Origin of the sequence: Rugamonas rivuli (assembly GCF_009380165.1) — a bacterium.
In the GTDB taxonomy this organism is placed as follows: domain Bacteria; phylum Pseudomonadota; class Gammaproteobacteria; order Burkholderiales; family Burkholderiaceae_D; genus Rugamonas; species Rugamonas rivuli.
In genome coordinates this window covers 159,074-185,014 of record NZ_WHUF01000006.1, presented here as the reverse complement: position 1 = coordinate 185,014, position 25,941 = coordinate 159,074, and the positions used below count along the sequence as shown (strand labels likewise).

The 25,941-nt window shown below is 63.2% G+C and carries 26 protein-coding genes; 9 read left to right on the top strand and 17 right to left on the bottom strand.

Going from position 1 to position 25,941, the window contains the following annotated elements:
- Nucleotides 1-32: 32 nt before the first annotated feature.
- The gene (locus GEV01_RS22410) at nucleotides 33-710 is read right to left on the bottom strand and encodes a hypothetical protein (protein WP_152807739.1); all 678 of its coding nucleotides are present in this window, start codon (nucleotides 708-710) and stop codon (nucleotides 33-35) included.
- Between the two features lie 32 nt (nucleotides 711-742).
- Nucleotides 743-1,180: a redox-sensitive transcriptional activator SoxR gene (gene soxR / locus GEV01_RS22405; protein ID WP_152807738.1), complete on the bottom strand. Its 438-nt coding sequence runs from the start codon at nucleotides 1,178-1,180 to the stop codon at nucleotides 743-745.
- A gap of 69 nt (nucleotides 1,181-1,249) precedes the next feature.
- On the opposite strand from soxR, the gene GEV01_RS22400 reads away from it, so the two are divergent.
- A complete protein-coding gene (locus tag GEV01_RS22400; protein WP_152807737.1) occupies nucleotides 1,250-1,675 on the top strand; it encodes a RidA family protein in 426 nt (141 codons plus the stop codon).
- Here GEV01_RS22400 and GEV01_RS22395 read toward each other — a convergent pair.
- From GEV01_RS22395 to GEV01_RS22375, 5 genes are all read right to left on the bottom strand, one after another.
- Entirely contained in the window at nucleotides 1,650-2,663 is a 1,014-nt protein-coding gene (locus GEV01_RS22395; RefSeq protein WP_152807736.1) for a substrate-binding domain-containing protein, read from the bottom strand. The two genes, GEV01_RS22400 and GEV01_RS22395, sit on opposite strands and share 26 nt — an antisense overlap.
- A gap of 10 nt (nucleotides 2,664-2,673) precedes the next feature.
- On the bottom strand, nucleotides 2,674-3,942 hold the full coding sequence (locus GEV01_RS22390; RefSeq protein WP_152807735.1) for an MFS transporter: 1,269 nt from the start codon (nucleotides 3,940-3,942) through the stop codon (nucleotides 2,674-2,676).
- 31 nt (nucleotides 3,943-3,973) lie between these two features.
- Complete coding sequence (gene pgmB, locus GEV01_RS22385; RefSeq protein WP_152807734.1) at nucleotides 3,974-4,615, bottom strand: beta-phosphoglucomutase; 642 nt, start codon at nucleotides 4,613-4,615, stop codon at nucleotides 3,974-3,976.
- Nucleotides 4,612-6,936 carry a glycoside hydrolase family 65 protein gene (locus GEV01_RS22380; protein WP_328595598.1) on the bottom strand — a complete coding sequence of 775 codons (2,325 nt, stop codon included), beginning with the start codon at nucleotides 6,934-6,936 and terminating at the stop codon, nucleotides 4,612-4,614. Before GEV01_RS22380 ends, pgmB begins: the two co-directional genes overlap by 4 nt.
- A 96-nt stretch (nucleotides 6,937-7,032) precedes the next feature.
- Nucleotides 7,033-8,040, bottom strand: a complete 1,008-nt coding sequence (locus GEV01_RS22375) for a LacI family DNA-binding transcriptional regulator (protein ID WP_008443810.1) — start codon at nucleotides 8,038-8,040, stop codon at nucleotides 7,033-7,035.
- A 229-nt stretch (nucleotides 8,041-8,269) separates the two neighbouring features.
- Here GEV01_RS22375 and GEV01_RS22370 point away from each other — a divergent pair, with 229 nt between their 5' ends.
- Nucleotides 8,270-10,744 (top strand): TonB-dependent receptor, encoded by a 2,475-nt coding sequence (locus tag GEV01_RS22370; RefSeq protein ID WP_152807732.1) that lies wholly within the window; start codon nucleotides 8,270-8,272, stop codon nucleotides 10,742-10,744.
- A gap of 216 nt (nucleotides 10,745-10,960) precedes the next feature.
- The gene (locus tag GEV01_RS22365; RefSeq protein WP_328595597.1) at nucleotides 10,961-11,221 is read left to right on the top strand and encodes a hypothetical protein; all 261 of its coding nucleotides are present in this window, start codon (nucleotides 10,961-10,963) and stop codon (nucleotides 11,219-11,221) included.
- Between the two features lies 1 nt (nucleotide 11,222).
- Here GEV01_RS22365 and GEV01_RS22360 read toward each other — a convergent pair whose 3' ends face one another.
- On the bottom strand, nucleotides 11,223-12,287 hold the full coding sequence (locus GEV01_RS22360; protein ID WP_152807731.1) for an MBL fold metallo-hydrolase: 1,065 nt from the start codon (nucleotides 12,285-12,287) through the stop codon (nucleotides 11,223-11,225).
- 87 nt (nucleotides 12,288-12,374) lie between these two features.
- Here GEV01_RS22360 and GEV01_RS22355 point away from each other — a divergent pair, with 87 nt between their 5' ends.
- The gene (locus GEV01_RS22355; RefSeq protein WP_152807730.1) at nucleotides 12,375-12,980 is read left to right on the top strand and encodes a TetR/AcrR family transcriptional regulator; all 606 of its coding nucleotides are present in this window, start codon (nucleotides 12,375-12,377) and stop codon (nucleotides 12,978-12,980) included.
- Between the two features lie 6 nt (nucleotides 12,981-12,986).
- Here the strand turns inward: GEV01_RS22355 and GEV01_RS22350 are convergent, their stop codons facing one another.
- A complete protein-coding gene (locus GEV01_RS22350) occupies nucleotides 12,987-14,075 on the bottom strand; it encodes a WD40/YVTN/BNR-like repeat-containing protein (protein WP_152807729.1) in 1,089 nt (362 codons plus the stop codon).
- A gap of 1 nt (nucleotide 14,076) precedes the next feature.
- The gene (locus tag GEV01_RS22345; protein WP_152807728.1) at nucleotides 14,077-14,346 is read right to left on the bottom strand and encodes a ubiquitin family protein; all 270 of its coding nucleotides are present in this window, start codon (nucleotides 14,344-14,346) and stop codon (nucleotides 14,077-14,079) included.
- An 88-nt stretch (nucleotides 14,347-14,434) separates the two neighbouring features.
- On the opposite strand from GEV01_RS22345, the gene GEV01_RS22340 reads away from it, so the two are divergent.
- Complete coding sequence (locus tag GEV01_RS22340) at nucleotides 14,435-14,755, top strand: hypothetical protein (RefSeq protein ID WP_008443796.1); 321 nt, start codon at nucleotides 14,435-14,437, stop codon at nucleotides 14,753-14,755.
- Here the strand turns inward: GEV01_RS22340 and GEV01_RS22335 are convergent.
- Entirely contained in the window at nucleotides 14,752-15,288 is a 537-nt protein-coding gene (locus tag GEV01_RS22335) for a carboxymuconolactone decarboxylase family protein (protein WP_152807727.1), read from the bottom strand. The two genes, GEV01_RS22340 and GEV01_RS22335, sit on opposite strands and share 4 nt — an antisense overlap.
- Before the next feature lie 110 nt (nucleotides 15,289-15,398).
- On the opposite strand from GEV01_RS22335, the gene GEV01_RS22330 reads away from it, so the two are divergent.
- On the top strand, nucleotides 15,399-16,301 hold the full coding sequence (locus GEV01_RS22330) for an AraC family transcriptional regulator (RefSeq protein WP_152807726.1): 903 nt from the start codon (nucleotides 15,399-15,401) through the stop codon (nucleotides 16,299-16,301).
- On the opposite strand, the gene GEV01_RS22325 is transcribed toward GEV01_RS22330, so the two are convergent.
- From GEV01_RS22325 to GEV01_RS22300, 6 genes are all read right to left on the bottom strand, one after another.
- Nucleotides 16,246-16,560, bottom strand: coding sequence for a 2Fe-2S iron-sulfur cluster-binding protein (locus tag GEV01_RS22325; protein ID WP_152807725.1), 315 nt, complete (start codon nucleotides 16,558-16,560; stop codon nucleotides 16,246-16,248). The genes GEV01_RS22330 and GEV01_RS22325 overlap by 56 nt on opposite strands.
- Nucleotides 16,561-16,565: 5 nt before the next feature.
- Nucleotides 16,566-17,456, bottom strand: coding sequence for a hypothetical protein (locus tag GEV01_RS22320; protein ID WP_217428474.1), 891 nt, complete (start codon nucleotides 17,454-17,456; stop codon nucleotides 16,566-16,568).
- 48 nt (nucleotides 17,457-17,504) lie between these two features.
- Nucleotides 17,505-19,127, bottom strand: a complete 1,623-nt coding sequence (locus tag GEV01_RS22315) for a methyl-accepting chemotaxis protein (protein WP_152807723.1) — start codon at nucleotides 19,125-19,127, stop codon at nucleotides 17,505-17,507.
- A gap of 161 nt (nucleotides 19,128-19,288) precedes the next feature.
- A complete protein-coding gene (locus GEV01_RS22310) occupies nucleotides 19,289-20,215 on the bottom strand; it encodes an ABC transporter permease (protein ID WP_152807722.1) in 927 nt (308 codons plus the stop codon).
- The gene (locus tag GEV01_RS22305) at nucleotides 20,212-21,300 is read right to left on the bottom strand and encodes an ABC transporter permease (protein ID WP_070271547.1); all 1,089 of its coding nucleotides are present in this window, start codon (nucleotides 21,298-21,300) and stop codon (nucleotides 20,212-20,214) included. Before GEV01_RS22305 ends, GEV01_RS22310 begins: the two co-directional genes overlap by 4 nt.
- The gene (locus tag GEV01_RS22300) at nucleotides 21,287-22,828 is read right to left on the bottom strand and encodes an ABC transporter ATP-binding protein (RefSeq protein ID WP_152807721.1); all 1,542 of its coding nucleotides are present in this window, start codon (nucleotides 22,826-22,828) and stop codon (nucleotides 21,287-21,289) included. The genes GEV01_RS22305 and GEV01_RS22300 overlap by 14 nt, the downstream gene beginning before the upstream one ends.
- A gap of 276 nt (nucleotides 22,829-23,104) precedes the next feature.
- Here GEV01_RS22300 and GEV01_RS22295 point away from each other — a divergent pair, with 276 nt between their 5' ends.
- From GEV01_RS22295 to GEV01_RS22285, 3 genes are all read left to right on the top strand, one after another.
- On the top strand, nucleotides 23,105-23,860 hold the full coding sequence (locus tag GEV01_RS22295) for a GntR family transcriptional regulator (RefSeq protein ID WP_152807720.1): 756 nt from the start codon (nucleotides 23,105-23,107) through the stop codon (nucleotides 23,858-23,860).
- Between the two features lie 83 nt (nucleotides 23,861-23,943).
- Nucleotides 23,944-24,795: an outer envelope protein gene (locus tag GEV01_RS22290; protein ID WP_152807719.1), complete on the top strand. Its 852-nt coding sequence runs from the start codon at nucleotides 23,944-23,946 to the stop codon at nucleotides 24,793-24,795.
- 25 nt (nucleotides 24,796-24,820) lie between these two features.
- Entirely contained in the window at nucleotides 24,821-25,891 is a 1,071-nt protein-coding gene (locus GEV01_RS22285) for a BMP family ABC transporter substrate-binding protein (protein ID WP_152807718.1), read from the top strand.
- Nucleotides 25,892-25,941 lie beyond the last annotated feature (50 nt).

Below are 25,941 nucleotides of genomic sequence, written 5' to 3'. Positions count from 1 at the left end.
AGCGGGAGGCAGGTCAGCGCCTCCCGCGTTCTCTAGCGCCGATCCGATGGAGCGCCGTCAGGCGGCGGCTGAGCCACCCAGGCGGAAGAGGTCTGCTGTATGCGGGCCTTGCCCTTCCTGAAGGGGATCAGGATCTCCATGTCATAGTCGATAGCAGCAGGCAGAATTTGTCCCTGCGCGCCAGTCGCATAATGCGTAACGATGGTCCCATCGGCCATGAACGGTATGTGGAAACTGAGCGCCATCTGCCGCGGCTTGCCCGATGCAGCATCTACCCACAGCTTCATTTCGCCCTTGTTCGCGGCCTGATTGAAATGGGTTGCGAAGACCGTGCACGCAATGCCGTCGAGCGGAACGCCGTCGGTGCGGGTGGGCGTTTCGTCTTCCGCCATGGACGCGGAAAGCGCCGAGATGGCGTTCAGGAATTTCAAATCGACGCCCTTGGCACTCGGCGGTTGTGCTTTGACCAGTGTGTACACCGGCTTTTGCTTGTCCCATCCACTCAGACGCATCGTCGCCAACGCATGCTGCACACCGTTGCCCTTGTCGACATCGCTGGCGATATCGATCACGCCGGCGGCCCACTGTCGCGATACCTCCAGCTGCGCCGTTACGTTTTTCCACAAAGGGTCATTGTTTTCCGCGTGGAGCGGCGCAAGCAGGCAAGCGCCAATGCAAGCCACGCCGAGGCTTTTGATAGAAATCTTCATTTGAGAATATTAACAACTATCTTTTGCCGGCGCTATCTGAAATGCGGACCAGCGCCTTCCTGCGCCAGCGTGTCCTGTGCGTTGCGCAGCGGGCATGCGCGTAGCGAGAGGCATCCGCAGCCGATGCAGCCGTCGAGTTGATCGCGCAATTGCGTCAGCGTCTTGATGCGCTCATCCAGTTCCAGCTTCCATGCGGCAGATAGACGACGCCAGTCGGCGACTGTGGGTGTGCGTCCCGACGGCAGTGCATCGAGCGCCTGCGCGATGGCAGCTAGCGGCAGGCCGACGCGCTGCGCCACCTTGATCACGGCCAGTCGCCGCAGCACGGAGCGCGCATAGCGCCGCTGGTTGCCGCTGGAGCGCACCGAATGTATCAGTCCCTTGGCTTCGTAAAAATGCAGCGCCGATACCGCCACGCCTGCCCGCTCGGCCAATTCGCCGACGCCGAGTTCCTTCGGAGGGGATGCCATATAAAATCCTTGACCTCAAGTTAAGTTGAGATTTTATAGTGTCTGCACATTCACTGCCTGAAGGACGCCATGAAATTCATCAACCCACCCGGTCTGTACGATCCACGCCCCAATGGTTACAGCCACGTCGTCATTGCCGAAGCGCCTGCGCGCATCATCTACATCGCCGGCCAGGGCGGAGAGGATGCCGAGGGCGTGCTGTCGGAAAGTTTTGAGGAGCAGGTGCGGCAGGCGCTGGCCAATCTGCAAACCGCGCTCGCCGCCGCCGATGCACGGCTGAGCGACGTCGCCAAAGTCACTGCGCTGATCGTCGATCACAACGAAGAACGGCTAGGCATCTTCAGCAGCGCACTGCGCGCCGCATGGGGTGACCTGCCCGCACCAGCCTGCACGCTGATCCCAGTTCCGCGTTTAGCGTTGGACGGCATGCTGTTCGAAATCGAAGCCACTGCCACGAGTGCATCGACGGTTATCTCAGTTGAGCAGGCCCAATAGTCGATCCAGCCAGCAGCACCGGCTGCCACAGCTCTTGCAGCTCGCCGGCCGGTTTGCCGTCTACCAGCGCGAGCAGCATCTCGACCATACGGGCGCCGGCTTTGTGGGCGTCGGGTTGGTCTATCGTGGTGACGTCGATGCCAGCCAGCGTGTCCGCCATGCTGCCCCAGACGATCACCGAAATCTCCTTGCCGATGTCGATGCCCGCATCAAGCAGCGCGCGCACCGCGCCCACACCCGACAAATGATTGTCGACGATGACCGCCGTCGGACGCGGCGAGCATGCCAGCAACTGCTGCATCGCCTGATAGCCGCTGCGCCGGTCCAGCGTATTGTCGATCAGGTAGCGCGTATCGACCACCAGCCCGGCCGACGCCATCGCCGCCACAAACGCGTCCTTGCGCTGGCGGGCGAAGTTCAATTCCAGCGGCGCGCTCACCAGCGCCACGCGCTGATGCCCCAATCCCAGCAGACGCTCCATCGCCATGCGGATGCCCGCCGCATTATCGTAGTCGAACCACGCATACGGCGCATCGAGCTCGGTGCGGCCATGCGCGACAAAGGGGAATTTTGATTTGCTCAGGAACGCGATGCGCTCGTCTCGCACCAGCGTGCGGCTGACCACCAGCCCGTCGACCCGCCGTCCGCGCACGATCTGCTGATACGACGGCTGCTCCGCCGCTGGCGACACCGGCGCGATGATCAGGTTCTTGCTGACCTGCTCCAGCGCGGCCGACATGCCGGCCACCACGTCGAGGAACATCGGATCGCCCAAATCCGCCGGCAGCAGCGGATAGATGATCCCGAACACATTGGTACGCCCCAGCGCCAAAGAACGCGCCATCGGATTGGCCTGATAGCCGTTCTCCTTGGCCGCCTTCAGCACGCGCTCACGGGTACGTCCATTCACCTCGGGATAACCGTTTAACGCGCGGCTCACCGTGGTCTTCGACATGCCGAGTAAATTCGCGAGGCGCTCCAGGTTCATAGACAATTGCTCAATGTTGACCGCTGATTATAGCGGACGGGTCGAAACCACCACCACCGTCATCTACCGCTTTTTTGAAAAAATACAACATAATCAAGACGATAGAGATGGGCACCAAGGTCAGATAAAAGGCGAAGTGGCCGCTGAAGTTACCGAACACGTAGCCGGTGATCAGCGAACCGGTGGTGCCGCCCAGCGCCGAAAAGATCACCAGCAGCCCGGTCATGGCCGAGTGCTGGTTCTTGGGCAGAGAACTGAGCATCACCGAATTGATGCCCGGGTAGATAGGCGCCATGAACAGCCCAATCAACGGGAACAGGAAGGTCGCCAGCGGCGCACTGGACCAGCTGATGTTGGGATCGGCCACCACGTCGTGCGTCAACGGCAGCGCCAGCAGCACCATGGCCGCCATGCCGATCACGCAGGCGTTCATCACCGGATACCAGTTCAACTTACGCATCAACACACCGGCCGACAAGCGGCCTATCGCCAGGCAGGCGGCGAAGATGCTCGTCACCTGCACGCTCATCGCCGCCGGCAGTTTCAGGATTTCGTTGTTAAAGGTCGGCAGCCAGGTGCCCACGCTCTGCTCGATCAGCACATACAAAAACGCCGTGATGACGAACACGCACACCAGCGGCTTGAAGAACAGCTTGAGCATCGCCGCGAAATCCTGGGCGATGCTGCGGCCTTCCGGCAGCGCCGCCATGTCCTCGTTGAAGGGAGTGGTCAGCAGCAGCGCGAAGGTCAGCGCGCACAGCACGGCCAGCACCCAGTACACCTGCAGCCAGCTGTGCGACAGCGGATCGGACGAATCGATGAAGTAGCCGAACACCCAGTAAGCGCTCAACACGCCGACCATGAAGAAGCCTTCCAGCAGGTTCATGATGCTGGCGTGCTGCTTGCGGTCGGCCGCGATCAGGCCCAGCGTCGAATACACCGACACCTTCACCAGCGCGAACGACACGCCCACGCAGAAGAACAGCAGCTTGGTGGTGGCGAACGACGGCAGCACCGGCATCGCCACGCACGCGGCGGTGACGATGGCCAGCCCGGCCAGCATGGCCTTCTTGTAGCCCAGGCGCGGCAAGAAAGACGCGATCAGAAAGGACACCGCAGCAATCGGCAGATCCTTGAACCCTTCCAGCACACTGGCGCTGGATTTGCTGATGCCGTAGTTGTTGATAATCTGAAGGATGACCGTGCCCACGCTATTGAGCAGAATCGCGAATACAAAGTAAATCAGAAATAGCGCAAATAGAATGCGATTGTTCTTCATACTGTCTCCGAATTTTTATAATTTATATTATTTAGTATGATTCGAGATTGAAGTCGCCCAGGCTCGTGATGACCACGTCGGCCTGGGTGAGCACAAAGGGATGGCCTATCCCCAGTGCGAACATCCCCGCCGATTTAATCGACGCCACCCCCGCCACCGCATCCTCCACGCCCAGGCAGTCTTCCGGCGCCACGCCCAGCTCCCGCGCCGCCTTCAGGAAAATCTCCGGGTCCGGCTTGCCGCGCGCAATGGTCGCCGCATCAACCACGTAATCGAATTTATCGGTGATGCCTAGGCGCCCCAGCACCGTAAAGGCGTTCTTGCTGACCGAGGCCAGACCGATGCGCAAGCCCGCAGCGCGCACCACGTCCAACGCCCGCACCGCGCCCGGCAGCAGATCGGCCGACGACATGGTGGCGATCAGCTCCTGGTAGTGGCGGTTCTTCTCGTCGGCCAGCGCCAGCTTTTCCTCCTGCGTGTACGTCCGCTTCGACGACGCCAGGATCAGATCCAGCGATCCCATACGGTCGATGCCCTTCAGGTTTTCGTTGAAGGCGTGGTCGAAGTGTACGCCCTGCGATTCCGCCAGGCGCTTCCACGCCAGGTAGTGATAGTGGGCGGTGTCGGTGATGACGCCGTCCAGGTCAAAGATAACGGCTTTAAAGCGGCTCATGCAAAGCTCCTCGATTGCGTCGGTTGCGACAGCGTCAGTGCGACGGCTTCGCCGCCATGGGTAAAGTTCAGCGTCTCGCCTTGCAGCAGGCGGTAGTCCGCTCGGCCAGGTTCAACGTGCACTTCCAGCAGCGCGCCGCGGAAGTGGATCTTGAAGGTGTAGTGCTGCCACTGCCTAGGCACCGACGGCGCGAAATGCAGCTCGCCGCCCACCACACGCATGCCCGCGAAGCCATACGCCACGCCCATCCACGTGCCGGCCATCGCGGCCGTGTGCACGCCGTAGTGCGTGTTGCCATGCGTGTCGTCCAGGTCGAGGCGCGCGGTTTCCATGAAGTAGTCGTAGGCCTTGTCCGCGTAGCCCACTTCCGCAGCGATGATGCTGAAGATGCAGGAGGACAGCGAAGAATCGTGCGTCGTCACCGCTTCGTAGTAGTCGAAGTCGCGGCGCTTGTCTTCCAGCGTGAACTGGTCGGACAGCAGCAGCAGCGCCAGCACCACGTCCGCCTGTTTGCACACCTGATGGCGGTAGATCACCATCGGGTGGTAGTTCAGCAGCAGCGGGTAGTTCTCTTTCGGCGTGTTGGCGAAATCCCACACTTTCTTGGACAGGAAGCTGTCGTCCTGCGCGTGGATTTGCAGCGCGTCGTCGTAGGGAAGGTTCATCAGCGATGCGGCGCGGCGCCACTCGGCCGGCTCGCCAGCAGCCAACGCTGTGGCTGCGGCGATGCGCGCGAACTCCGCCGGCACCTGCGCCTGCAACTGCTCCGCGATCGATGCCGCAAAGTTCAGGTGCATCTGCGCCATCGCGTTGGTGTAGTAGTTGTTGTTGACCAGCGCCGTGTATTCGTCCGGGCCCGTCACCTGGTTGATGCAGTAGCGCCCTTCACGGTCATAGCTGCCGATGCCCATCCAGATGCGCGCCGTCTCCATCACGATTTCCGCGCCGTGCTTGACCAGGTATTCCTGGTCGCCGGTCGCTTCCATGTACAGCTTGATGGAATAGGCGATATCGGCGTTGATGTGATACTGCGCCGTCCCCGCCGGGAAGTAGGCCGAGCACTCGTCGCCGGCGATGGTGCGCCACGGGTACAGCGCGCCGGTGGCATGCGACATCTGGCGCGCACGCTCACGTGCTTTCGGCAGGCCGGCGTAGCGGTACTCCAGCAGCTTGCGGGCGATCTCCGGTTTCGAATACAGGAAGAAGGGGAAGATGTAGATTTCCGTGTCCCAGAAATAGTGGCCTTCGTAGCCCTCGCCCGTCACGCCCTTGGCGGAGATGTTGGTCTTGCCGTCGCGGCCCACAGATTGCAGCAGATGGAACTGGTTGAAGTGGATGCCTTGCTGGAGCGCGTCGTCACCGGCGATCTGCACGTCGGCCTGCTGCCAGAAGTCGGCCAGGTACTGCTCCTGCGCCATGCGCAAATCGTCGAAGCCACCCGCCTTGGCGGTGGCCAGCGTGTCTTTGCTGCGCCACATCAGCTCCGCCTCCGCGTAATCGCGCGACGAGAAGTAGCTGCCGTATTTGTTCAGCGTGATGGCCTGGCCGGCCTGCGCCTGCACTTCGTAAGTCTGCGTCAGGCGCTGCTCCACCTGGGCGATTTCGATGGTCGCATCGGCGCCCGTCAGTTCAGTATCCGTGGCGCTGACCAGCATGAAGCCGCTGTTGTGCGTACGCTGCACCAGCGCCGCGAAGCCGACGTTCTGTTCGTGCGCCACCATGTGCAGCGACTGGCCCGACACCGCCGACCCCACGCGCGGATCGTCGCCGGCTTCCTGGTTCTTCACCGCGCCATCGAGCGACGACACCAGCCGCACGCGCCCCGCGAAGTTCAGCGGCGTCACCGTGAACTCGATTGCGAACAGATGCTTGTTCTCGAAGCACACCAGGCGACGGCTGTGCAGCTTCACGCTGCGGCCCTGCGGCGAGGTCCATTCCACTGTGCGCGTCAGCACGCCGGTGCGGAAGTCCAGCACCCGCTCGTACGCCTGCACGAAGCCGGACAGCAGATCGAAGCGCTCGTCCTCCAGCCAAAGCTCGATGCCCTTCGCGTTCGGCACGTTCAGCATGAACTGGTTCACCTTGGCCAGGCCGTAGGCCGCTTCCGGATACTGGATGGGCTCCGATTCGTAGAAGCCGTTCAGGTAGGTGCCATCGAGCGATGTACCGGCCGGGCCGCTGTAGCCCTCCTCGCCGGTGCCGCGCAGGCCGATGTAGCCGTTCCCCAAAGCGAACAGGGTTTCGTCGAGAAAGTGGGAGTCGGTGTCGAAACTGGTCTCGCGGATGCACCAGGCTTCGAGGGGATAGGTGTGTTGTTGCACAGCGTATTCCTTAAAAATGCGATTCAAAGCGGTTTGAATTTTGAAAAAAGCCGGTTTTTTGACGTTTTTGGCTTTTTTCAGGGGAAAACGGGAAAACTAGGTCTGGCGTACCATCAAGGTGGTCGGCAGCATTTCGGATGCGACCGGGTGACCTTCGATCAGGCCCAACATCTTCTTGGCCAACAACACGCCGCCGTCGCGCAGATACTGGTGCACGCTGGTCAGCGGCGGCACGAAACTGGCCGCGCCGGGCGTATCGTCGTAGCCGATGACGGAGACATTCTCCGGCACCCGCAAATTCTTCTCGGCCAGCGCGCGGATCGCGCCCATGGCCAGCAAATCACTGGCGGCAAACACGCCGTCGAAATTGGCGCCCTTCTTTTTCAACAGCGCAGAGATGCTGTCGAAGCCCGCCTCGAAGGTGAAGGCCTTGGGACGGATGATGTGCACCGTCGCCCGCCCGCCCATCGCGTCGATGAAACCGGCGCAGCGTTCCTGCACCTCGGCGTGGTCGACGTCGCCCAGGAACACCAGCTTCTGCCGGCCCTGCGCGATGAAGCGCTCGGCGGCGCTGATGCCGCCCTTTCTGTTGTCCGAACCGACCACGATGTAGTCAGTGTCCGGCTCCGGCGCGCCCCACACCACCAGCGGCATGCCGGTCTGCTGCAGGGTCCGCACCGCCTCGCCGTGCGAGCCCTGGCCCAGCAGGATCAACCCGTCGGCGCCCTGCACCGGCGCCGTGTTCATCAACTGCTTGGACGTCAGCACCACGCTGTAGCCTGCCGTGGTCAGTTCCTGCGTGATGCCGCCCAACAGCTCCAGCGGATACGGATCGGACATGGGCCGGCCGCGCACGGGTGTCATTTCCACCACAACCGCCACCGAATAACTGCGGCCCATGCGCAGATTGCGCGCACTGACGTTGAAACGGTAGCCCTGCTCATTGGCCAGCGCGCGGATTTTCTCGCGGGTTTCCACCGTCACCAGCGGACTGTCGCGCAGCGCGCGGGAAACGGTGATCTTGGAGACGCCGGCCAGCTTGGCCAGGTCTTCCATCGTCAATGCTGTTTCGGCTTTGCGGGCTACAGACTTGTTCGAAGGCATTGATCGCTCATAGGTTGGAAACAGGGGGTGCGCACGCATTATGACAGAAATTTTTCGTTTGTCGCGGAAAATGACATCGATAACATTTTGATTGACATCGATATCATTTCTTGTTTCAATGGCCCATCTTCACGAAAAGCGGAAGATGGGGATGGAACTACCGCAGGCTGTTTTTGCTGGTGGCGCGCCGTCCAGGAGACGATTTACACCATAAGAAAGCACAGACCACATGAAAAGCCAGAATCCGTTCTTGTTATCCGCAGTCACGGCTGCCGTCCTCACGCTCGTCAACCAGACCGCCGCGCAGGCTCAAAGCGCCGCCCCGACTGAACCCGTACCGTCCAAGGAAGTCGCCGCCGAAGTCCAGCAAGTCGTCGTCACCGGTGTCGCCTCGGCGCGCGGCGTGCGCAAGGTCGACTCGGCCTTCTCCATCACCACCGCCACCGAAGAACAACTGAAACAAGCCTCGCCCAGCAGCACCGCCGACGTCATGAAACTGGTGCCGGGCGTGTATGCGGAATCGACCGGCGGCCAGTCCGGCGCCAACATCGAAGTGCGCGGCTTCCCGTCCGGCAGCGATTCGCCTTTCGTCTCGGTGCAGCTGATGGGCAACCCTATCTTCCCGCCGCCGACGCTGTCGTTCTTCGAAGGTTCGTCGGCCTTCCGCCTGGACGACACGGTCGAGCGCGTTGAAGTGCTGCGCGGCGGCCCGTCCACCATCTGGTCCAACGCCCAGCCCGGCGCGACGATGAACTTCATCCTGAAAGAAGGCACGGACACGCCGGAAGGTTCGGTGCGCTTCACCACCGGCACCGGCAGCCTGCGCCGCGTCGACATGTACTACGGCGGCAAAATCAGCGACGGCTGGTACGGTTCGGTCGGCGGCTTCTACCGCAAGACCGACGGCGTGCGCGACGCCGGCTTCCCTGCCGACGACGGCCACCAGCTGACCGCCACGCTGACCCGCAAGCTCGACGACGGCAAGCTGACCATGTACGTCCGCAACACCGACGACAAGAACGCCTTCTACACCGGCGTGCCGCTGATCTCCAGCAACGGCGGCCACACGATCTCGCAATTCCCCGGCTTCAATGCGCTGACCGGCACCTTGATGAGCGGCGAAATGCGCAACTTCACCATCGAAGCCGCGCCGGGCAAGACGCTCAACCGTGACCTGGCCGATGGCCGTGGCCTGAAAGCCACCGTGTTCGGCGCGGATTTCGACCAGAAGATCGGCGAGTGGAGCGTATCGAACAAGTTCAACCGCTTCGACGGCGACCTCAACACCAACGCCATGTTCACCGGTAACAACCCGCTGTCGATGAATGACTACCTGAACGCGGCCATCGCCTCGGCCAACGGCAACGCGGCAACCGTCGCTGCGGCCGGCGGCAAGCTGGCCACGGCAGGCACGGCGACCTATGTGCACGGCGGCGCGGTCGATGGCAGCCAGCAGGTGGTGCAGGCCGGCCTGTGGTCGGTGGCGAAGAAACTGACATCGTTCACCGACGAACTGCGCGTCAGCAAGGACATCGGCCACGGCAACACCGTCACCGTCGGCGGCTACTTCGCCGACTACTCGTCGCATGATGTCTGGTACCTGGGCAATAGCCACCTGATGACCGCCGTGCCGCAGGCCAGCCTGATTAACGTCACCCTGAACAACGGCGTGGTCGTGTCGAAGAACGGCACCGACGGCAATGTGTTCTACGCGCCGGTCGCCTCGTATGACGGCCGTAATACCGCCGCCTTTATCTCGGACGAGTGGAAGGTCAACGACCGCATCAAGATCGACTTCGGCATGCGCCATGAGCAGCAGAAGATCAGCGGCACGATCTCCAACCTGACCTCAGCCGACACCGACAACAATCCGCTGACCGTGTACAACAACGGCACCTCGATGCCTGACGGTTCCAACACCTACCTGAGCCGCACCGACAGCGCCAACTCCTTCACCATCGGCGGCAACTACAAGCTGGCCAAGGATACGGCCGTGTTCGTGCGCGCCAACCGCGGCCACACCTTCATCTCCTTCGACGATTTGCGTGGCGCCGGCACGCAGGCTAAGGTCAACGACCGCGGCATCCTGCCGACACCGAAAGTGAGCCAGTACGAAATCGGCTTCAAGACCGCGACCCAGATGTACAGCGCCTACATCAACGCCTTCCACACCGAGTTCGACGGCATCGCCTTCTCGCAAGTGCTGGCCGACGGCCGCGAGCTGCATTCGATCAGCGGTTCCAAGGGCAACGGCGTGGAATTCGAACTGGCCGTGCGCCCTATCGAAAACCTGCAACTGGCGTTGACCGGCGATTACCAGAAATCGGAATACCGCGACAATCCTGACACCGCAGGCAAAACCGTCCAGCGCCAGCCCAAGCTGCAGTTCCGCTTCACGCCGACCTACAAGATTCCTTTCGGCGACGGCAATTCGGCCAAGCTCTACGCCACCTACACCTCGATCGGCGAGCGTTGGGCCGACCAGGCGAACCAGCAATACCTGCCGTCCTACCGCACCATCGATGCCGGCGTGCTGTTCTCGCTGGGTGACAAGATCGAAGTGCGCCTCAGCGGCACCAACCTCAACAACGAACTGGGGCTGACTGAGGGCAATTCCCGCCTGACCGCCGGCGGCACCGGTCCGATCAACGCACGTCCGCTGTTTGGCCGTACCTGGGAAGCATCGGTCTTGTACCGCTTCTAAACTGTTCCATCCCTCCCTCACAGGCAAGGCGTAGTTCGCCTTGCCTTTTTTGTTTTTCTAGCCTAATCTGCAATTGATCGTGCTCAACACGATTCTGCCTTGCTATGTCCAGAATTTTTGCCTAGAGGTTAGATTGTGGCTTCCGTAACGTCCGTCAGTGCGCTGCAGGCATCGATAGCACAAGCCGAAAGGCAGGTGCAAACGGATCAGACACGCGTGAGCCAGGACGCCAACCGGCTGGAGCAAAGCCGCCAGCAGCTGACCAAGGACAAGCAGACGCTGAGCGATAGCCAGCGCGAGAGCGATCAGGCGTCCGCGCCGCCGTTGAAAGCGGCGCCAGCCCCGAATCTGAATAATGCGATAGAGAAACCTTCACGTGCCCAGCAAGTGCTGCCGGCCGACTTGGCCGCGCCGCCCAAGCCGCAGATCAACGCGCAGGGCGAGACCATCGGCAAGCTGATCAACGTCGTCGCCTGACTCAGGCGGCGGCCATCGCCGCTTCCTGTTCCTTCACCCGTTCCCACCATTTTCCATCGGCCAGCGGCAGGCGGATATCGAGCGCCTGGCCGATTTCCGGCGTGGCCAATGGCAGACGGCGTTCCGCCGCCAGCTCGGCGATGCGGTCGAAGGGATCGTGCCACGCATGCAGCGACAAATCGAAGGTGCCGTTATGAATCGGCAGCATCACCTTGCCGCGCAAATCGATGTGCGCCTGCAAGGATTCCTCCGGCTGCATGTGCACATCCGGCCATTGCGGATCGTAGGCGCCGGTTTCCACCATCGTCAGGTCGAACGGACCATACTTGCGGCCGATTTCCTTGAAGCCGTCGAAATAGCCGCTATCGCCGCTGAAAAACACCTTCACGTCGCGATCCTCGATGACGAAGGACGCCCACAGCGTCTTGTTGCGGTCGCTCAGGCCACGGCCGGAAAAGTGCTGCGCCGGCGTCGCCACCAGCTTCAGCCCCGCCACGTGGGTCGATTGCCACCAGCTCAACTGCTGCACCTTGGCGGCAGGGATGCCCCAGGCGATCAACCGGTCGCCCACGCCCAGCGGCGTGATGAAATGCTCGGTCTTGGCGGCCAGCTTCATCACGGCGGCGTAGTCGAGGTGATCGTAGTGATCGTGCGACAGGATGATGCCCTTGATCGGCGGCAGCTCTTCGATGCTGATCGGCGTCTGGTGGAAACGCTGCGGCCCGGCCCACTGCACCGGCGACGCGCGCTCGGAAAACACCGGATCGGTCAGCCAGAAATGGCCGTTGAGCTTGAGCAGCACCGTCGAATGCCCGAGGCGGAACAGGCTGCGATCCGGAGCATCCAATAACTGCTGCTGCGTGATCGCATGAACGGGGATGGCCTGGCGCGGCACGGTGTCCTTCGGCTTGTCGAAGGCGAAGCGCAGCATGACGCCCAGCGACTTGAAGAAGCCCATCTGGTGCATCTTCACCGGATTGCGGAACTTGCCGTCGCGGGTGCGCGGCGCGCTGGGCACGGACAGGCCGTCGAGGGCGGATTCAGCGGTAACGGATTGATAAGTCATGACGGGCGACTCCTGGATTGAGAATGTACACTACACAGTGTAGTTCTTATTTTTTGAAAAGTAAACTAGTCGGTGTAAAATAAAGCCATGAACACGCCCCTCAAACTGACCGACCGCAAACGCCAGGCCATCGTCGAAGCCGCCATCGCCGAGTTCCGCGTCAGCGGATTCGAATCGACCAGCATGGACAAGATCGCCGCCACCGCCGGTGTTTCCAAGCGCACGGTGTACAACCACTTCCCCAGTAAAGACGAACTGTTCGCGCAAATATTGCATGAGTTGTGGAATAGTTTTGCGGAGCTGGAAGCGCGCCCTTACGATCCGGCCGCTCCGCTGCGCGACCAGTTGCTCGATCTGCTGTGGAGAAAGATGGCCATGCTGCAGGACGGCTACTTCCTCGACCTGGCGCGGGTGGCGATCGCCGAATCCATCCACTCGCCCGAGCGGGCGCAGGAAATGGTGACGCGGCTGACCCGCAAGGAAGAGGAAGCCGTGGTCTGGCTGCGCGCCGCGCAGGCCGACGGCAAGCTGGCCAAGGCCGATCCCGCGCTGACCCCGCATATGCTGACGGGCCAGCTGAAAACCTTCGCCTTCTGGCCGCAAGTGACGCTGAACCAGCCGCCGCTGGACGCGGCCATGCAAAAGAAAGTGGTCGAAGCGACCGTCGATATGTTCCTGGCCTATGCCGGGTAAGTTCGACTAAGCGAAACTGACCGAGTAAATCGGCGGCAAGGTGGTGGAGATGGTCTGCCACTGGCCGCCGCCATCTTCCGACAGCCAGGCGCCGCCGGTGGTCGATCCCATCAGCAGGATTTGCCCACAATCGCTGACCGCCAGGCCGTGGCGATACACCAGATCGTAGCAATGCTGCTGCGGCAAGCCGCCGCGCCAGGCGGTGAAATGCTTGCCGCCATCGGTGGTGCGGGTGACGGCCAGCGCCGCGTGGGCGGCGATGCGCTTGCTGTCCGCCTCGGCCGGCACGAACCAGGCCGTCTCGCCATCCTTGGGATGCACGGCCGTTACGAAACCGAAATTCGACAGCGGCGCGCTGTGCACCTCGGTCCAGTTGGCGCCGTTGTCCACCGAGCGCCAGATGCCGTTGTGATGCTGGCACCACAGCTTGTCCGGTTCGCCCGGGCAGCGCACGATGCGGTGCGGGTCTTGTATCTGCTGCACGTCGGCCATTTCCGGCGGCATGTAGTTGGCCTTCATGCCTTGCGCGCGCAGCGACCAGCTCTCGCCGCCATCGGTGGTCAGCCAGGCGCCGCCGCAGGACACGCCGACCAGCACCGACCTGCTGTCGCGCGGATCGACGCAGATGCTGTGGATGCCCGGCACGTCGTAGCCGCCGCCCATCCACTGCACGCGCTCGGGCACGTTCCACAGCCCGTCCACCAGTTGCCACGTCTCGCCCCGGTCGTTCGAGCGGAACAGGCCGCCCGGCAAGGTGCCCGCCCACAGCACGCCCGGCTGGTCCGGCCCGCCCGCCGCCAGCGACCAGATCTGCTTCACCGTCCACTCGACCGGATCGGCGGAGTCAGTCGGCTTGGTGGGAAAGGCCGGCGCCGCCACCTCCACCCAGTTGTCGCTGCCCGCATCGCGCCGGTGCAGCTTGGCGCCGAAGTGGCCCAGGTTCAGCGCCGCGTACAGCGTGCCGTCGCGCCGGTCCGGCAGCACCATCGACACCGGGTCGCCCAGGAAGTGCTGCTGATCGATATGCCACGCCTCGTGGGTGCGGTAGATTTCAAACAGACCTTTGCGGGTGCCGATGTAGGCGCGGTCGGACATGTCAACCTCCAGAGAGAGCTTGCAGGATATAGACTTTGGATAGGGGAGCCAGCGCGTCGTTCAATATTTTCCGCTCGCGGGTGCGCTGGCCGTCGATGAAGATGACGACGTTCTCGCGCAACTGGCCCTGCTCGTCGAGCACGTAGCCGCGCAGCCGCGGGTGGTCGGCAAAGGCGGCGTCAAGGGCGCTGCGCAGATCGGCCGCCTCGGTCTCCACCTGCGGCACATCCATGAAGCGGCCCAGTTGCTGGGTAAAAATGAGTTGCGCCATCGTTGTGCTTATTGGTTTGATCGACGGGAATTCAGATTCTATGCCGGTTTCGAATAAAATGAAAACGCATCAACTAACGGAGCACTGCATGACGATCACACCGCAAGAGCTGGAACTGTTGATGGAGGAAGTGGAGAAGGAAGACCCGATCGATTTCGCCGACCTGCCGTTCGACGAACACGATCTGCGCGGCCTGATCTCCAACCACCTGTGCGAGATGGCCGAGGCGATGGAGAGCTTCAGCGAAGAAGACAAGCACCTGACCCTGCTGGCCGTGGCGGCCAAGCTGGTGCTGGAAAACATGGTGCTGAATATCCAGCTGATGCGGCGCCACGGCGTGCCGCTCAGCGAATCGACCGACGCGCTGCTAAGCCGCCTGCGCAAACGCGACGACGGCCCGGCAACTTAAGGCGCGGCTGGGAAATCCAGCGGCGTCGCGTTGACGCGGTTGAACAGGTTGGTGAAGGTGATGGTGGCAATCGCCAGCAGCGCGTCGACGATCTGCGCGTCGCTGTAGCCGGCCTGCCGGACCGTCGCCACCACTTCCGCCGGCACCTCGCCACGGGTGGTCGCCACCGTATGCACAAAACCCGCCAGCGCATCGAGCCGCGCATCGCCGCTGGAGCTGCCGTGGCGCACGGCCAGCATGGCCTCGCCGCTCAGGCCGGACTTGCGGCCGGCCAGCGTATGCGCGGCCAGGCAGTAATCGCACTGCGCATCCTGGCTCACGGCCAGCTTGACCACTTCCACTTCTTGCGCCGACAGGCTGCTTTGACGCAGCGCGGCATCCATGTTCAAAGCGGTTTCCAGCGCGATCGGGCTGTTGCCGCCCAGCGTGACGTAAGCGTTCGGCACCTTGCCGATCGCGCCCTTGATGGCGGTGAATAACTGCGCAGCGTGGCCGGTAGCTTCCGAAACGACAGGGGTATGCAGGCGGGACATGATGTTTCCTTTCAGGTGAGTTGGTATGGAAACAGTCTAGGCCTACGGCATGAGATGATGAATGCTCAAATCAATCTATAATTTGCTCATTCGTCTCAAACCAGACTGCCATGGACACGCTCAGCCACCTGCTCTCGCTGTACCCGATGCGCACCGCGCTGGACACGCGCTGCCACTTCGGCGCCCCCTGGGTGCTTGACCACGGCGCCAGCGCCAGCGGCGTCGCCCCCTACCACCTGATCGTGCGCGGCACGGCGCTGGTGGACGGCGCCGACGGCCTGACGCTGCAGGCAGGCGACCTGATCGTCTTCCCGCACGGCAGCGCGCACCGGCTCTACATCGGCGATCCCGCGCAAGCCTCCTCCCTGCACACAGCGCCAGGCCTGCTGCGCTACGAAGGCAACGACGGCGACGGCCCCGCCACCGACATCCTGTGCGGCGAATTCCGTTTCGATGACGACGGCGCCGATGGCTTGCTGACCGCACTGCCGCCCATGCTGGTGGTGCGCACCGCCGGCCGCGCCGACACGCAAGGCCTGAACCATCTGATCGCCATGCTGCAGGCCGAGGCCGAGGCGCCGCGCGCCGGCTCGGAAGCCATCGTGCGGCAACTGGCGTCAGCCCTGTTCGCGCTGCTGATACGCGGCTGGCTGGAGCAATCGATGGCGATGCCGGGACTGTTCGCCGTGCTGGCGGAACGCCGTCTACAGGCGGCGCTGAACGGCATGCTGGCCGCGCCGCAGCAGGACTGGACTTTGGAGAAACTGGCGGCAGCCTGCCACATGTCGCGCGCCACCTTCGCGCGTCTGTTCAAGCAGGCGGCAGGCGCCGCACCGGCCGCAGTGCTGACGCAGTTGCGCATGGCGCAGGCTGCGCGCCTGCTGGACGCCGGCCGCCAGGCGGGCGACGTGGCCGAAGCGGTGGGCTACCAATCCGAAGCGGCCTTCCACCGCGCCTTCAAGCGCCAGTATCGGATGGGGCCGGGAGCCTGGAAGCGGCGGGCGCCTCGATGACCAGGTCGGTTTCGGCGATGGCCACGCAGGGCAGGATGTAGCCTTCGCGCTTTTCGTCCAGGCTCAGGCCCGGCCACTCGATCAGATAACGCACCGTGCCGCTGGTGCTCAGGCAGATGCAGGTGCGGCAAGTGCCGTTGCGGCAGGAGCTGGGCAGACGCACGCCGGCGCGCTCGGCGCTTTGCAGTACCGTCGCCGGCGCTTGCGCATCGAAAGTCCAACCCTGCCTTGCCAGCGTTACCTTGACCGCGCCCGTCATGCCGCCTACTCCGCCGTCGCTGCGGCAAAGCGCAAGCGGCGCGCAGGATAGTCGATGGTGATGGTGTGGTTTGAAAAATTGCGCAAGCCTATCAACGCCGCCAGCTTCTGCCCGGGCTTGAAAGCCGGTGCCTCGCAATACGACACGTCGGCGTTTTCCAGCGCCTGGCCCTGGCCCAGCTCGAACCGCGTGGTGGAATGTACGCGATAGCAAGGCAGCGCCTTGCCCCAGCTGCTCACGCTGTAGCTGGTCACGCCAGGGCCGGCTGCCGGCTCCTTGCCGGTGAGCTGGCGCCACGATTCGGTCGTCAGCGCCGAAATGCCGAAACTGGCCGCGCCGGTATCGAGCATCGCGTAACGCTTGCGGCCCTGGCCGTCGCTCAACTCAATCACAATATGCCCGCCGCCGGAGGAATTCACATCCCACTGCGGATAGAAGAACGGCACGGCCTTGGCGTCGGCCGCCAGCGTCGATCCCGTTGCAAAGCTCAACTGCTCCCGCTTCAGATCGATGGTGAGCGTGCCTTGTTCGAAGAACTGGTTGCCCAGCGAGAGCCGTATGCCTTTCGGGCAGCCGCCCTGGTCGGCCTCCAGATTGGGCGGTCCTTCGACTTCGTGCCGTATCCCCAATGCTTCGACCACCACAGGCCGCGCGGTGCTGCGATCGAACGATTGATGGAAGTGCACGATACCCGGCGCGCCCGTGTCCAACTGGGCGCGGCAGTCCATGCCGTTAAGCTTGACCGGCATGAACAGCGCCGCGTTGACCTTGCCTTCGCCCGGGACGATTTCAGCGCGTACCCATTCGATACGCGCCGTGCCCGATGCGCAGGCGCTTGCCGATGCCGCCGCCGAAGTTAAGAGAAAAAGAATGCGACAGTGACGGGCAAATAGCATGGCTGGAAAGAAGAATGACAGTGCGCGGATTCGCGCCGAAATTATATATCATGCAACCCTTATCGCCACCGCCGTGGTCTTCGGCACCACCAGGCCGCCCTGCAGCTTGAACACCGCCATCGCTTGCGACACGCAACGCGTCTGCTGCGCCAGATTGCCGGCGGCAGCGGCGGCCTGCTCCACCAGCGCCGCGTTCTGCTGCGTGATGTCGTCGATCTGTATCACCGCCTGGTTGACCTGGTTGATGCCATCGCTCTGCTCACGCGTGGAATTCGAAATCTCCTCCATCACACGCGACACCCGGTCCACCGATTCGATCACCTGGTTCATCGTCACGCCTGCGCTGTTGGTCAGCACCGTGCCGGCCTGCACCTTCTGGATCGACTGGTCGATCAGCGCCTTGATTTCCTTGGCTGCCGTGGCCGAGCGCTGCGCCAGGCTGCGCACCTCGCTGGCCACCACGGCAAAGCCGCGTCCCTCTTCGCCAGCGCGCGCCGCCTCCACCGCCGCATTCAGCGCCAGGATATTGGTCTGGAAGGCGATGCCGTCGATCAGGCCGATGATGTCCAGCACCTTGTTCGACGAAGCGCTGATATCGTCCATCGTCGACACCACCTGCGACACAATGCTGCCGCCCTGCGCCGCCACCGCCGATGCCTGCCCGGCCAGCTGGTTGGCGCTGGCGACATTGCTGGCGCTCTGCTGGACGGTCGATGTCAGCTGCTCCATGCTGGCCGCGGTCTGCTGCAAGCTGGAGGCCTGCGACTCCGTGCGGCCCGACAGATCCAGATTGCCGTCGGCGATTTCGCCAGTCGCCACCGAGATCTCATCGAAGTTCGCGCGCACGTCGCCGATGATGCTGTGCAGGTTGATATTGGTCTGCCGCAGTGCCGCCAGCAGCTGGCCTACTTCGTCGTCGCGCTGGACATCGAAGGCCGCAGTCAAATCGCCGCCGGCCATCATGCGCGCCGCGCGCGTCGCCTGCCGCAGTGGCAACGCCACGTTCAGATACAGGCTGCGGCCGAACCACACCATGCCCAGCATGGCGCACAGCGCCAGCGCCCCCAGGCCGCTGCGCGCCGCAGCGATGCCCGCGTCGCCCAGGCCCAGCAAGGCAAAGGCCAACAACGCCAGCACGCCGCCGGTCAACAGCGTCGCCACGCCGATCTGGCGCGCCAGCGACATGCGCATCAAGCCCGCCAGCCGCGCAGCGATGCCGGTCGCCACCACGCGCCCGTTGACGATGCGCAGCCGCTGCGGATTGCCGGCCTTGAACTGACGGTACAAGGCATCGGCCTCGCGCACCTGCTCGCGACTGGGCTTGGTCCGCACCGACAGATAGCCGACCGGCTTGCCCTGCTCGATCACCGGCGTCACGTTGGCCAGCACCCAGTAGTAGTCGCCGTTCTTGCAGCGGTTCTTCACCAGCCCGGTCCACGGCATGCCGCTGCGGATGGTTTTCCACAGGTCGGCGAAGGCTTCCACCGGCATGTCTGGATGGCGCACGATATTCTGCGGTGCGCCCAGCAGCTCCTGCTCAGTGTAGCCGCTGACCTCGATGAAATACGGATTGGCGTAGTTGATGTTGCCCTGCAAATCGGTGCTGGAGACGATGGTCTTGCCATCTTCCATCAGGTATTCGTTTTGAGTGATTGGACTGTTGATGCGCATGGCCGTTCCTTTATCGTTATTTGGCCAGTGGCCAACGAGTCCAGAATAGGGGCGCTATCCAGGCGACAAAGTCACCAATTGTCGCTTGGAATGTTTACCGCAGGTTTTTACCGGAGATTTTTGATCTAGATCAATTTTCCTGTGTGCGAACGCAACATCTTTCAGTCCGGCTTGAAGTTTTGGCCCAAGGACATGGGCTTATTCAACAAGATTGCTTGCGGATTCCGGCAAATGATGACTAGTACGACGATAGTGGCGAGGTAAGGCAGCATCGCCAGAAACTCCGACGGAATATCCAGGCCCATGCCCTGGCCGTGGAACTGCAGCACCGTCACGCCGCCGAACAGATAAGCGCCCACCATCACGCCACGCGGCTTCCAGGTCGCGAACACCACCTGCGCCAGCGCGATCCAGCCGCGCCCCGCCGTCATGCCCTCGACCCACATCGGCGTCAGCGCCAGCGACAGATAAGCGCCGCCCAATCCAGCCATGGCGCCGCCGAACAGCACCGTGCCGTAGCGCAGGCCGATCACCGGATAGCCGATCGCATGCGCGCTGTGCGGCGACTCGCCCACCGCCCGTATCACCAGGCCGATGCGGGTGCGCGCCAGCATCCAGCCGACCACCAGCACCAGTGCGACAGAACCGTACACCATTGCGTCAAAACGGAACAGCAGCGGCCCGATGAACGGCACATCCGACAGCAGCGGGAAGTGCAGATGCGGCATCGGCTCCACCGTCTGCCCCACCAGCCCGCGCCCCATGAAGGCCGACAGGCCGATGCCGAACAGGGTCAGCGCCAGCCCGGTGGCCACCTGGTTGGTTTGCAAGGTCAGCACCAGGAAGCCGAAGATCAGCGACATCAGCATGCCGGCCGCAATCGCCGCCAGCAGCCCAAGCCACATCTGCCCCGTGCCCAGCGTGACGCCGAAGCCCACCACCGCGCCCACCAGCATCATGCCCTCCATGCCCAGATTGAGCACGCCGGAGCGCTCGGTCACCAGCTCGCCCATCGAGGCCACCACCAGCGGCGTGGCGGCGCCCGCCGTGCTGGCGAGGAAGGCGATTAACAGTTCGGTGCTGATCATGCGGTTTCTCCGGCGGTGACAGGCAAGCGGCGATGGTGCGGCTTGAAACGGTAGTGGATGAACAGGTCTGCGGCCAGCAGATAGAACAGCAGCAGGCCCTGGAACATGCCGGTGATCGCCGACGGCACCTGCAATTCGATCTGCGCCGTCTCGCCGCCGATGTACAGCAGCGACATCAGCACCGCCGACAGCACCACGCCCAGCGGATGCAGGCGGCCGACGTAGGCGACGATGATGGCCGCGAAGCCGTAGCCGGCCGACACCGACGGCTGCATCTGCCCCAGCGGCCCCGCCACTTCGCCGACGCCGGCGATGCCGGACAGCGCGCCGCTGACCATGAAGGCCAGCCACACATTGCGCGGCTCGCTGAAACCCGCGTACAGCGCGGCGGCCGGCGCCATGCCGCTGACCTGCATGCGGTAGCCGGCGAAGGTGTGCTTGCAGAAGAACCAGGCCGCCCCCGCCGCGACCAGCGACAGGATGAAGGCAGCGTTCAACCTCAAGCCTTCCACCAGCAACGGCAAGGTGGCCGAGTCGCTGAACATCTTCGACTGCGGGAAGTTGAAGCCGGCCGGATCGCGCATCGGCCCGTGCACCAGGTAGCTCAGCAAGTGATACGACACGTACACCAGCATCAGGCTCACGAGAATTTCGCTGGTGTTGAAGCGCGTGCGCAGCAGCGCGGGGATGGCCGCCCACAGCATGCCGCCCAGCGCGCCCGCCGCCAGCATCAGCGGCAGCACCCACCATGCCTGCACCTCGTCGAAGTACAGCGCCACCGCACCGGCGGCGATCGCGCCCACCGTCAGTTGGCCGTCGGCGCCGATGTTGGCGACATTGGCGCGGAAGCCTATCGCCAGGCCCACGCCGCACAGGATCAGCGGCGTCGCCTTCAACAGCAGCTCGCCCACACCGTACAGCGTGGTCCACGGTTTGATGAAGTAGACGTAGAAGGCATGCAGCGGCTCCTGCCCCAGGAAGAAGAACAGCGCGGAGCCGGTCAGCAGCATGGCCGCCGCCGCGATCAACGGCGACGCCAGCATCATGCGGCGCGAAGGTTCGGGACGTCGTTCAAGCCGCGACATGGTCTGCTCCCTGGTGATCGAAATCGCCGCTCATCCACACGCCGATCTGGTTGATGCTGGTGGCAGATGCTGCCACCACCTGTGATAAACGGCCATCCGCCAGCACAGCGATGCGGTCGCTCATCATGAACAATTCATCCAGCTCCTCCGACAGCACCAGCACCGCCACGCCCTGGTCGCGCATGTCGATGATGGCCTGGCGTATCAGCATGGCGGCGCCGATGTCCACGCCCCATGTCGGCTGCGCGAACACCATCACCTTCGGCGCCAGCGCGATCTCGCGGCCGACGATGAACTTTTGCAGATTGCCGCCCGAAAGACTGGCCGCCGCCGACTGCTCGCCGCCGCATTTGACGTTGAAGCGCTCGATCACCTTGCGCGCGAACTCGCGCACCGCGCCGCGCTGTATCAGCCCGCGCCTGACCATGCCGGTGTTGGCGGCGGGCAGATAGCCGGTCAGCAGCGCGTTATCGGCCAGCGACAGCTCGGGTGCGGCGCCGCGTCCCAGCCGCTCTTCCGGCACGAAGCCAAGTCCCAATTGGCGGCGTTGCGCAGCATCGAGCTTGCCCACGTCCCGCCCGCACAGGCGGATCGCGCCGCTGCCCGCAGCCAGCGGGCGTTCGCCGGAGATGGCTTTCAACAGCTCCTGCTGGCCGTTGCCGGAGATGCCGGCGATGCCGACGATCTCGCCGCTGCGCAGCGCCAGGCTGACATCCTTCAAACGCGTGCCGAACGGATCGTCGCTGCGCACATTGAGCTGGTCGAGAGAGAGCAGCACCTCGCCCGGTTCACGCGGCTGGTGCACGCAGACGGGAAGTTCGCGGCCTATCATCAGTTCCGCCAGCGACCTGGCGCTTTCCTCTTTCGGATTGGCCGTGCCGGACACGCGCCCGGCGCGCAGCACGGTAGCCTTGTCGCACAGCGACTGGATTTCATCGAGCTTGTGGCTGATGTACAGGATGCTGACGCCTTCGGAGGCCAGGCGTCGCAGCGATTCGAACAGCTTGAGCACCGCGTCCGGCGTCAGCACCGACGTCGGTTCGTCCATGATGAGCAGGCGCGGCGATTGCAGCAGGCAGCGCACGATCTCCACCCGCTGCCGCTCGCCCACCGACATGCTGTGCACCAGCCGTTGCGGGTCCAGCGGCAGGCCGTATTGTTCGGACACGGCGCGGATGCGCGGCGCCAGCGCGGCCGGCGTCACGTGGTCGTCCAGCGCCAGCGCGATGTTCTCGGCCACGGTCAGCGTTTCGAACAGCGCGAAATGCTGGAACACCATGCCGATGCCCAGCTTGCGCGCATCGTGCGGCGAGTGAATGTGGACCTGCTTCCCTTCCCACATGATCTGGCCTTCGTCCGGCCTGGTCACGCCGTAGATGATCTTCATCAGCGTGCTCTTGCCGGCGCCGTTCTCGCCCAGCACCGCGTGGATTTCGCCGGGCATCACGGTCAGGTCGACGGCGGCGTTGGCCACCACGGAAGGATAGATTTTGGAGATGCCCAGCATCTTCAGGCGCGGCTCTGTCATCGGCGCTTCCCTCATCGTATACAAATTGAATACAAAAACAGACGCAATTAACATGCCACGCACGGCCCGCCGGAAACGCGCCGTTTTGGGCAGAAGAGTGCACTAAATATGACACACTTCCTCCCCAAAAACGTGCGTAACGCTCGAAAATGAGGACAAAACAAAGTAGTTTCGTACACAATACAAGACAGCTTTCTACCAGTTGTTGTACACGATGCGGCTAGCATGGTTCCTGCTTTATGCAGTGTGAGCACCACCCTCACGGAGAATCGAACAATGCCATCACCAGGCAAACGCCAACCCCGCAAGGCCGCTCCCGCAGCCGCCGTTGCGGGCGTGCCTGCCGCCGCCATCAAGCGCGGCACCACGGCCGTCGACCTGCGCATCTACCGCGCCGTCGTCAACGCCGTCATGAGCCACCGCCTGCCGCCCGGTACCCACTTGGGCGAAGCCGATTTCTGCGAGCTGTATCAAGTCAGCCGCACCACCGTGCGCAAGGCGCTGCAACGGCTGGCGCACGACCACATCATCGAGCTGCGCCCCAATCGCGGCGCGGTGATCGCCTCGCCCACGCCGGAGCAGGCGCGCGACATCTTCGCCGCCCGCCGCGCCATCGAAAGGGAGATCGTGCCGCTGGTGATACGCCACGCCACGCCGGCCTCGCTCAAGCAGATACGCGCCGCGCTGCATGCGGAGGACCAGGCCCGCCGCACCGGCGACCGCGCCGGCTGGATACGATTGGGCGGCGAGTTCCACCTGCTGCTGGCGGAGCTGGCCGGCAACCAGGTGCTGCAGCGCTTTATGGCGGAGCTGGTGTCGCGCTGCTCGCTGATCATCGCGCTGTACGAAACCCCGGGCGCCCCGATGTGCGAGAACGACGAGCATCAGGACCTGGCCACGCTGATCGAACAGGGCAAGGTCAAGGAAGCCACCCATTTGATCGAGCACCACCTGCAGGAAATCGAAGCGCGCCTGCATTTGAATGAGCAGGACAAGAAAGTGAACCTGGCCGAGGCGCTGTCCGGCTTCTAACCGCGTGGCCCGGGAATTGCTAGGGAATTGGATACAAAAGAAGTTTCTACAAACCGTGCTGTCCTAAAAATGGAGTTCATAAAATGTCGCCACTTGTCACCCGCACCGCCCTCGCCCTCCTTGCCAGCTGCGCCTGCGCAGCCCACGCCGCCGACTGGAGCGACACCTCGCTGAGCTACCGCTACGGCACCAAGTTCGCCGAACCGTTCAACAACAACGACATCACCAAGAACATCGTCAACCTGTCCAGTGTCTCCGGCTACAAGTACGGCAAGAACTTCTTCAGCGTCGACTTCCTGATGTCGTCGGAAGTGGATCCATCGTCGGCCGGCGCGAAGAGCGGCGCGCATGAAGCGTATGCGCTGTACCGCCACACGCTGGACCTGGGCAAAGTCACCGGCAGCAGCTGGGCCTTCGGCCCGGTGCGCGGCGTCGGCGCCACGGCGGGCTTCGATTTCAACAGCAAGACCGACGCCGGCTACAACTCCAAGAAGCGCATGATCGTCGCCGGCCCCACGCTGATGCTGGACGTGCCGGGCTTCCTCGACGTCAGCCTGTTCGCGCTGTGGGAGAGCAACGCGCCGTACAACACCTTCACCGGCGCCGCCACGCCGCGCTACGCCTACAAGACCCACCCGATGCTGACCGCGGCATGGGGCATCCCGTTCAACATCGGCATCCCGCTGTCGTTCGAAGGCTTCGCCAACTTCATCGGCACCAAGGGCAAGAACGAATTCGGCGGCGACACCGCGCGCGAGACCAATATCGACATGCAGATCATGTACGACTTGAGCGGCGCCGTCGGCGCGGGCAAGAACACCTTCAAGGTCGGCATCGAGTACCAGTTCTGGAAAAACAAGTTCGGCAACTCCGACACCAACAACCCTGGCGCCACGGCGAAAACGCCGATGGTCCGCGCCGAGTACCACTTCTAAACCCCGTCACCAAAAGGAAAACCGCATGATGAATCGCCGCACACTGCTGGCCATGGCCGCCGCCATCTGCCTGTCCGCCCCCGCGTTCGCAGAGGAACCGCTGAAGATAGGCTTCGTCTACGTCGGCCCGGTCGGCGACGCCGGCTGGACCTACGCCCACGACCAGGGCCGCCTGGCGATGGAGAAGGAGCTGGGCGTCAAGGTCAAAACCACCTACGTCGAAAACGTGCCGGAAGGCGCGGATGCCGAACGCGTGATCCGCAAGCTGGTCGCCGAGGGCAACAAGCTGATCTTCACCACCTCCTTCGGCTACATGAACCCGACCGAGAAAGTCGCCAAGGCCACGCCGGGCGTGGTGTTCATGCACGCCACCGGCTTCAAGACCGGCAAGAACCTGGGCACCTACGAATCGCGCCTGTACGAAGGCGCCTACCTGAACGGCGTCATCGCCGGCAAGATGACCAAGTCGAAGACGCTGGGCTTCATCGCCTCCTTCCCCGTGCCCGAGGTGATCCGCAACATCAACGCCTACACGCTGGGCGCGCAGAGCGTCAATCCCGGCATCAAGACCAAGGTGATCTGGGTGAACTCGTGGTACGACCCGGCCAAGGAACGCCAGGCGGCGGAAACCCTGGTGGCGCAAGGCGCGGACGTGATGGCGCAGAACACCGACTCGCCGGCCACGCTGCAAGTGGCGCAGGAAAAAGGCGTGTACGCGTTCGGCTGGGATTCGGACATGTCCAAGTTCGCACCGAAGGCGCACCTGACGGCGGCCACCAACAACTGGGGGCCGTACTACACCGAGACCGCCAAGGCGGTGCTGGCGGGCACCTGGAAATCCGGCGACTACCACGGCGGCATGAAGGAAGGCATGGTCAAGATGTCGGTGCTGAACGCCGCGGTCCCGGCGGAAGCGGCCAAGGCCTTCGAAGAGAAGAAGGCGGCGCTGGCGGCCGGCACCTTCGCGCCGTTCACCGGACCGATCAAGGACCAGTCCGGCGCCATCAAATACGCCGCCGGCGTGGTGGTGCCGCTGAAAGACCTGCTGTCGATGAACTTCTACGTGCAGGGCGTGGACGGCGCGATTCCGAAGTGACGCCAATTTTCTGATGCATTTCACGCAAGCCGGGATCATAATTGGGATCC

Excerpts from the sequence above, each read along its gene's own strand:
- GEV01_RS22410 (WP_152807739.1), bottom strand. The coding sequence starts at position 710 with ATGAAGATTTCTATCAAAAGCCTCGGCGTGGCTTGCATTGGCGCTTGC.
- soxR (WP_152807738.1), bottom strand. The coding sequence starts at position 1,180 with ATGGCATCCCCTCCGAAGGAACTCGGCGTCGGCGAATTGGCCGAGCGG.
- GEV01_RS22400 (WP_152807737.1), top strand. The coding sequence starts at position 1,250 with ATGAAATTCATCAACCCACCCGGTCTGTACGATCCACGCCCCAATGGT.
- GEV01_RS22395 (WP_152807736.1), bottom strand. The coding sequence starts at position 2,663 with ATGAACCTGGAGCGCCTCGCGAATTTACTCGGCATGTCGAAGACCACG.
- GEV01_RS22390 (WP_152807735.1), bottom strand. The coding sequence starts at position 3,942 with ATGAAGAACAATCGCATTCTATTTGCGCTATTTCTGATTTACTTTGTA.
- pgmB (WP_152807734.1), bottom strand. The coding sequence starts at position 4,615 with ATGAGCCGCTTTAAAGCCGTTATCTTTGACCTGGACGGCGTCATCACC.
- GEV01_RS22375 (WP_008443810.1), bottom strand. The coding sequence starts at position 8,040 with ATGCCTTCGAACAAGTCTGTAGCCCGCAAAGCCGAAACAGCATTGACG.
- GEV01_RS22370 (WP_152807732.1), top strand. The coding sequence starts at position 8,270 with ATGAAAAGCCAGAATCCGTTCTTGTTATCCGCAGTCACGGCTGCCGTC.
- GEV01_RS22360 (WP_152807731.1), bottom strand. The coding sequence starts at position 12,287 with ATGACTTATCAATCCGTTACCGCTGAATCCGCCCTCGACGGCCTGTCC.
- GEV01_RS22355 (WP_152807730.1), top strand. The coding sequence starts at position 12,375 with ATGAACACGCCCCTCAAACTGACCGACCGCAAACGCCAGGCCATCGTC.
- GEV01_RS22350 (WP_152807729.1), bottom strand. The coding sequence starts at position 14,075 with ATGTCCGACCGCGCCTACATCGGCACCCGCAAAGGTCTGTTTGAAATC.
- GEV01_RS22345 (WP_152807728.1), bottom strand. The coding sequence starts at position 14,346 with ATGGCGCAACTCATTTTTACCCAGCAACTGGGCCGCTTCATGGATGTG.
- GEV01_RS22340 (WP_008443796.1), top strand. The coding sequence starts at position 14,435 with ATGACGATCACACCGCAAGAGCTGGAACTGTTGATGGAGGAAGTGGAG.
- GEV01_RS22335 (WP_152807727.1), bottom strand. The coding sequence starts at position 15,288 with ATGTCCCGCCTGCATACCCCTGTCGTTTCGGAAGCTACCGGCCACGCT.
- GEV01_RS22330 (WP_152807726.1), top strand. The coding sequence starts at position 15,399 with ATGGACACGCTCAGCCACCTGCTCTCGCTGTACCCGATGCGCACCGCG.
- GEV01_RS22325 (WP_152807725.1), bottom strand. The coding sequence starts at position 16,560 with ATGACGGGCGCGGTCAAGGTAACGCTGGCAAGGCAGGGTTGGACTTTC.
- GEV01_RS22320 (WP_217428474.1), bottom strand. The coding sequence starts at position 17,456 with ATGCTATTTGCCCGTCACTGTCGCATTCTTTTTCTCTTAACTTCGGCG.
- GEV01_RS22315 (WP_152807723.1), bottom strand. The coding sequence starts at position 19,127 with ATGCGCATCAACAGTCCAATCACTCAAAACGAATACCTGATGGAAGAT.
- GEV01_RS22310 (WP_152807722.1), bottom strand. The coding sequence starts at position 20,215 with ATGATCAGCACCGAACTGTTAATCGCCTTCCTCGCCAGCACGGCGGGC.
- GEV01_RS22305 (WP_070271547.1), bottom strand. The coding sequence starts at position 21,300 with ATGTCGCGGCTTGAACGACGTCCCGAACCTTCGCGCCGCATGATGCTG.
- GEV01_RS22300 (WP_152807721.1), bottom strand. The coding sequence starts at position 22,828 with ATGACAGAGCCGCGCCTGAAGATGCTGGGCATCTCCAAAATCTATCCT.
- GEV01_RS22295 (WP_152807720.1), top strand. The coding sequence starts at position 23,105 with ATGCCATCACCAGGCAAACGCCAACCCCGCAAGGCCGCTCCCGCAGCC.
- GEV01_RS22290 (WP_152807719.1), top strand. The coding sequence starts at position 23,944 with ATGTCGCCACTTGTCACCCGCACCGCCCTCGCCCTCCTTGCCAGCTGC.
- GEV01_RS22285 (WP_152807718.1), top strand. The coding sequence starts at position 24,821 with ATGATGAATCGCCGCACACTGCTGGCCATGGCCGCCGCCATCTGCCTG.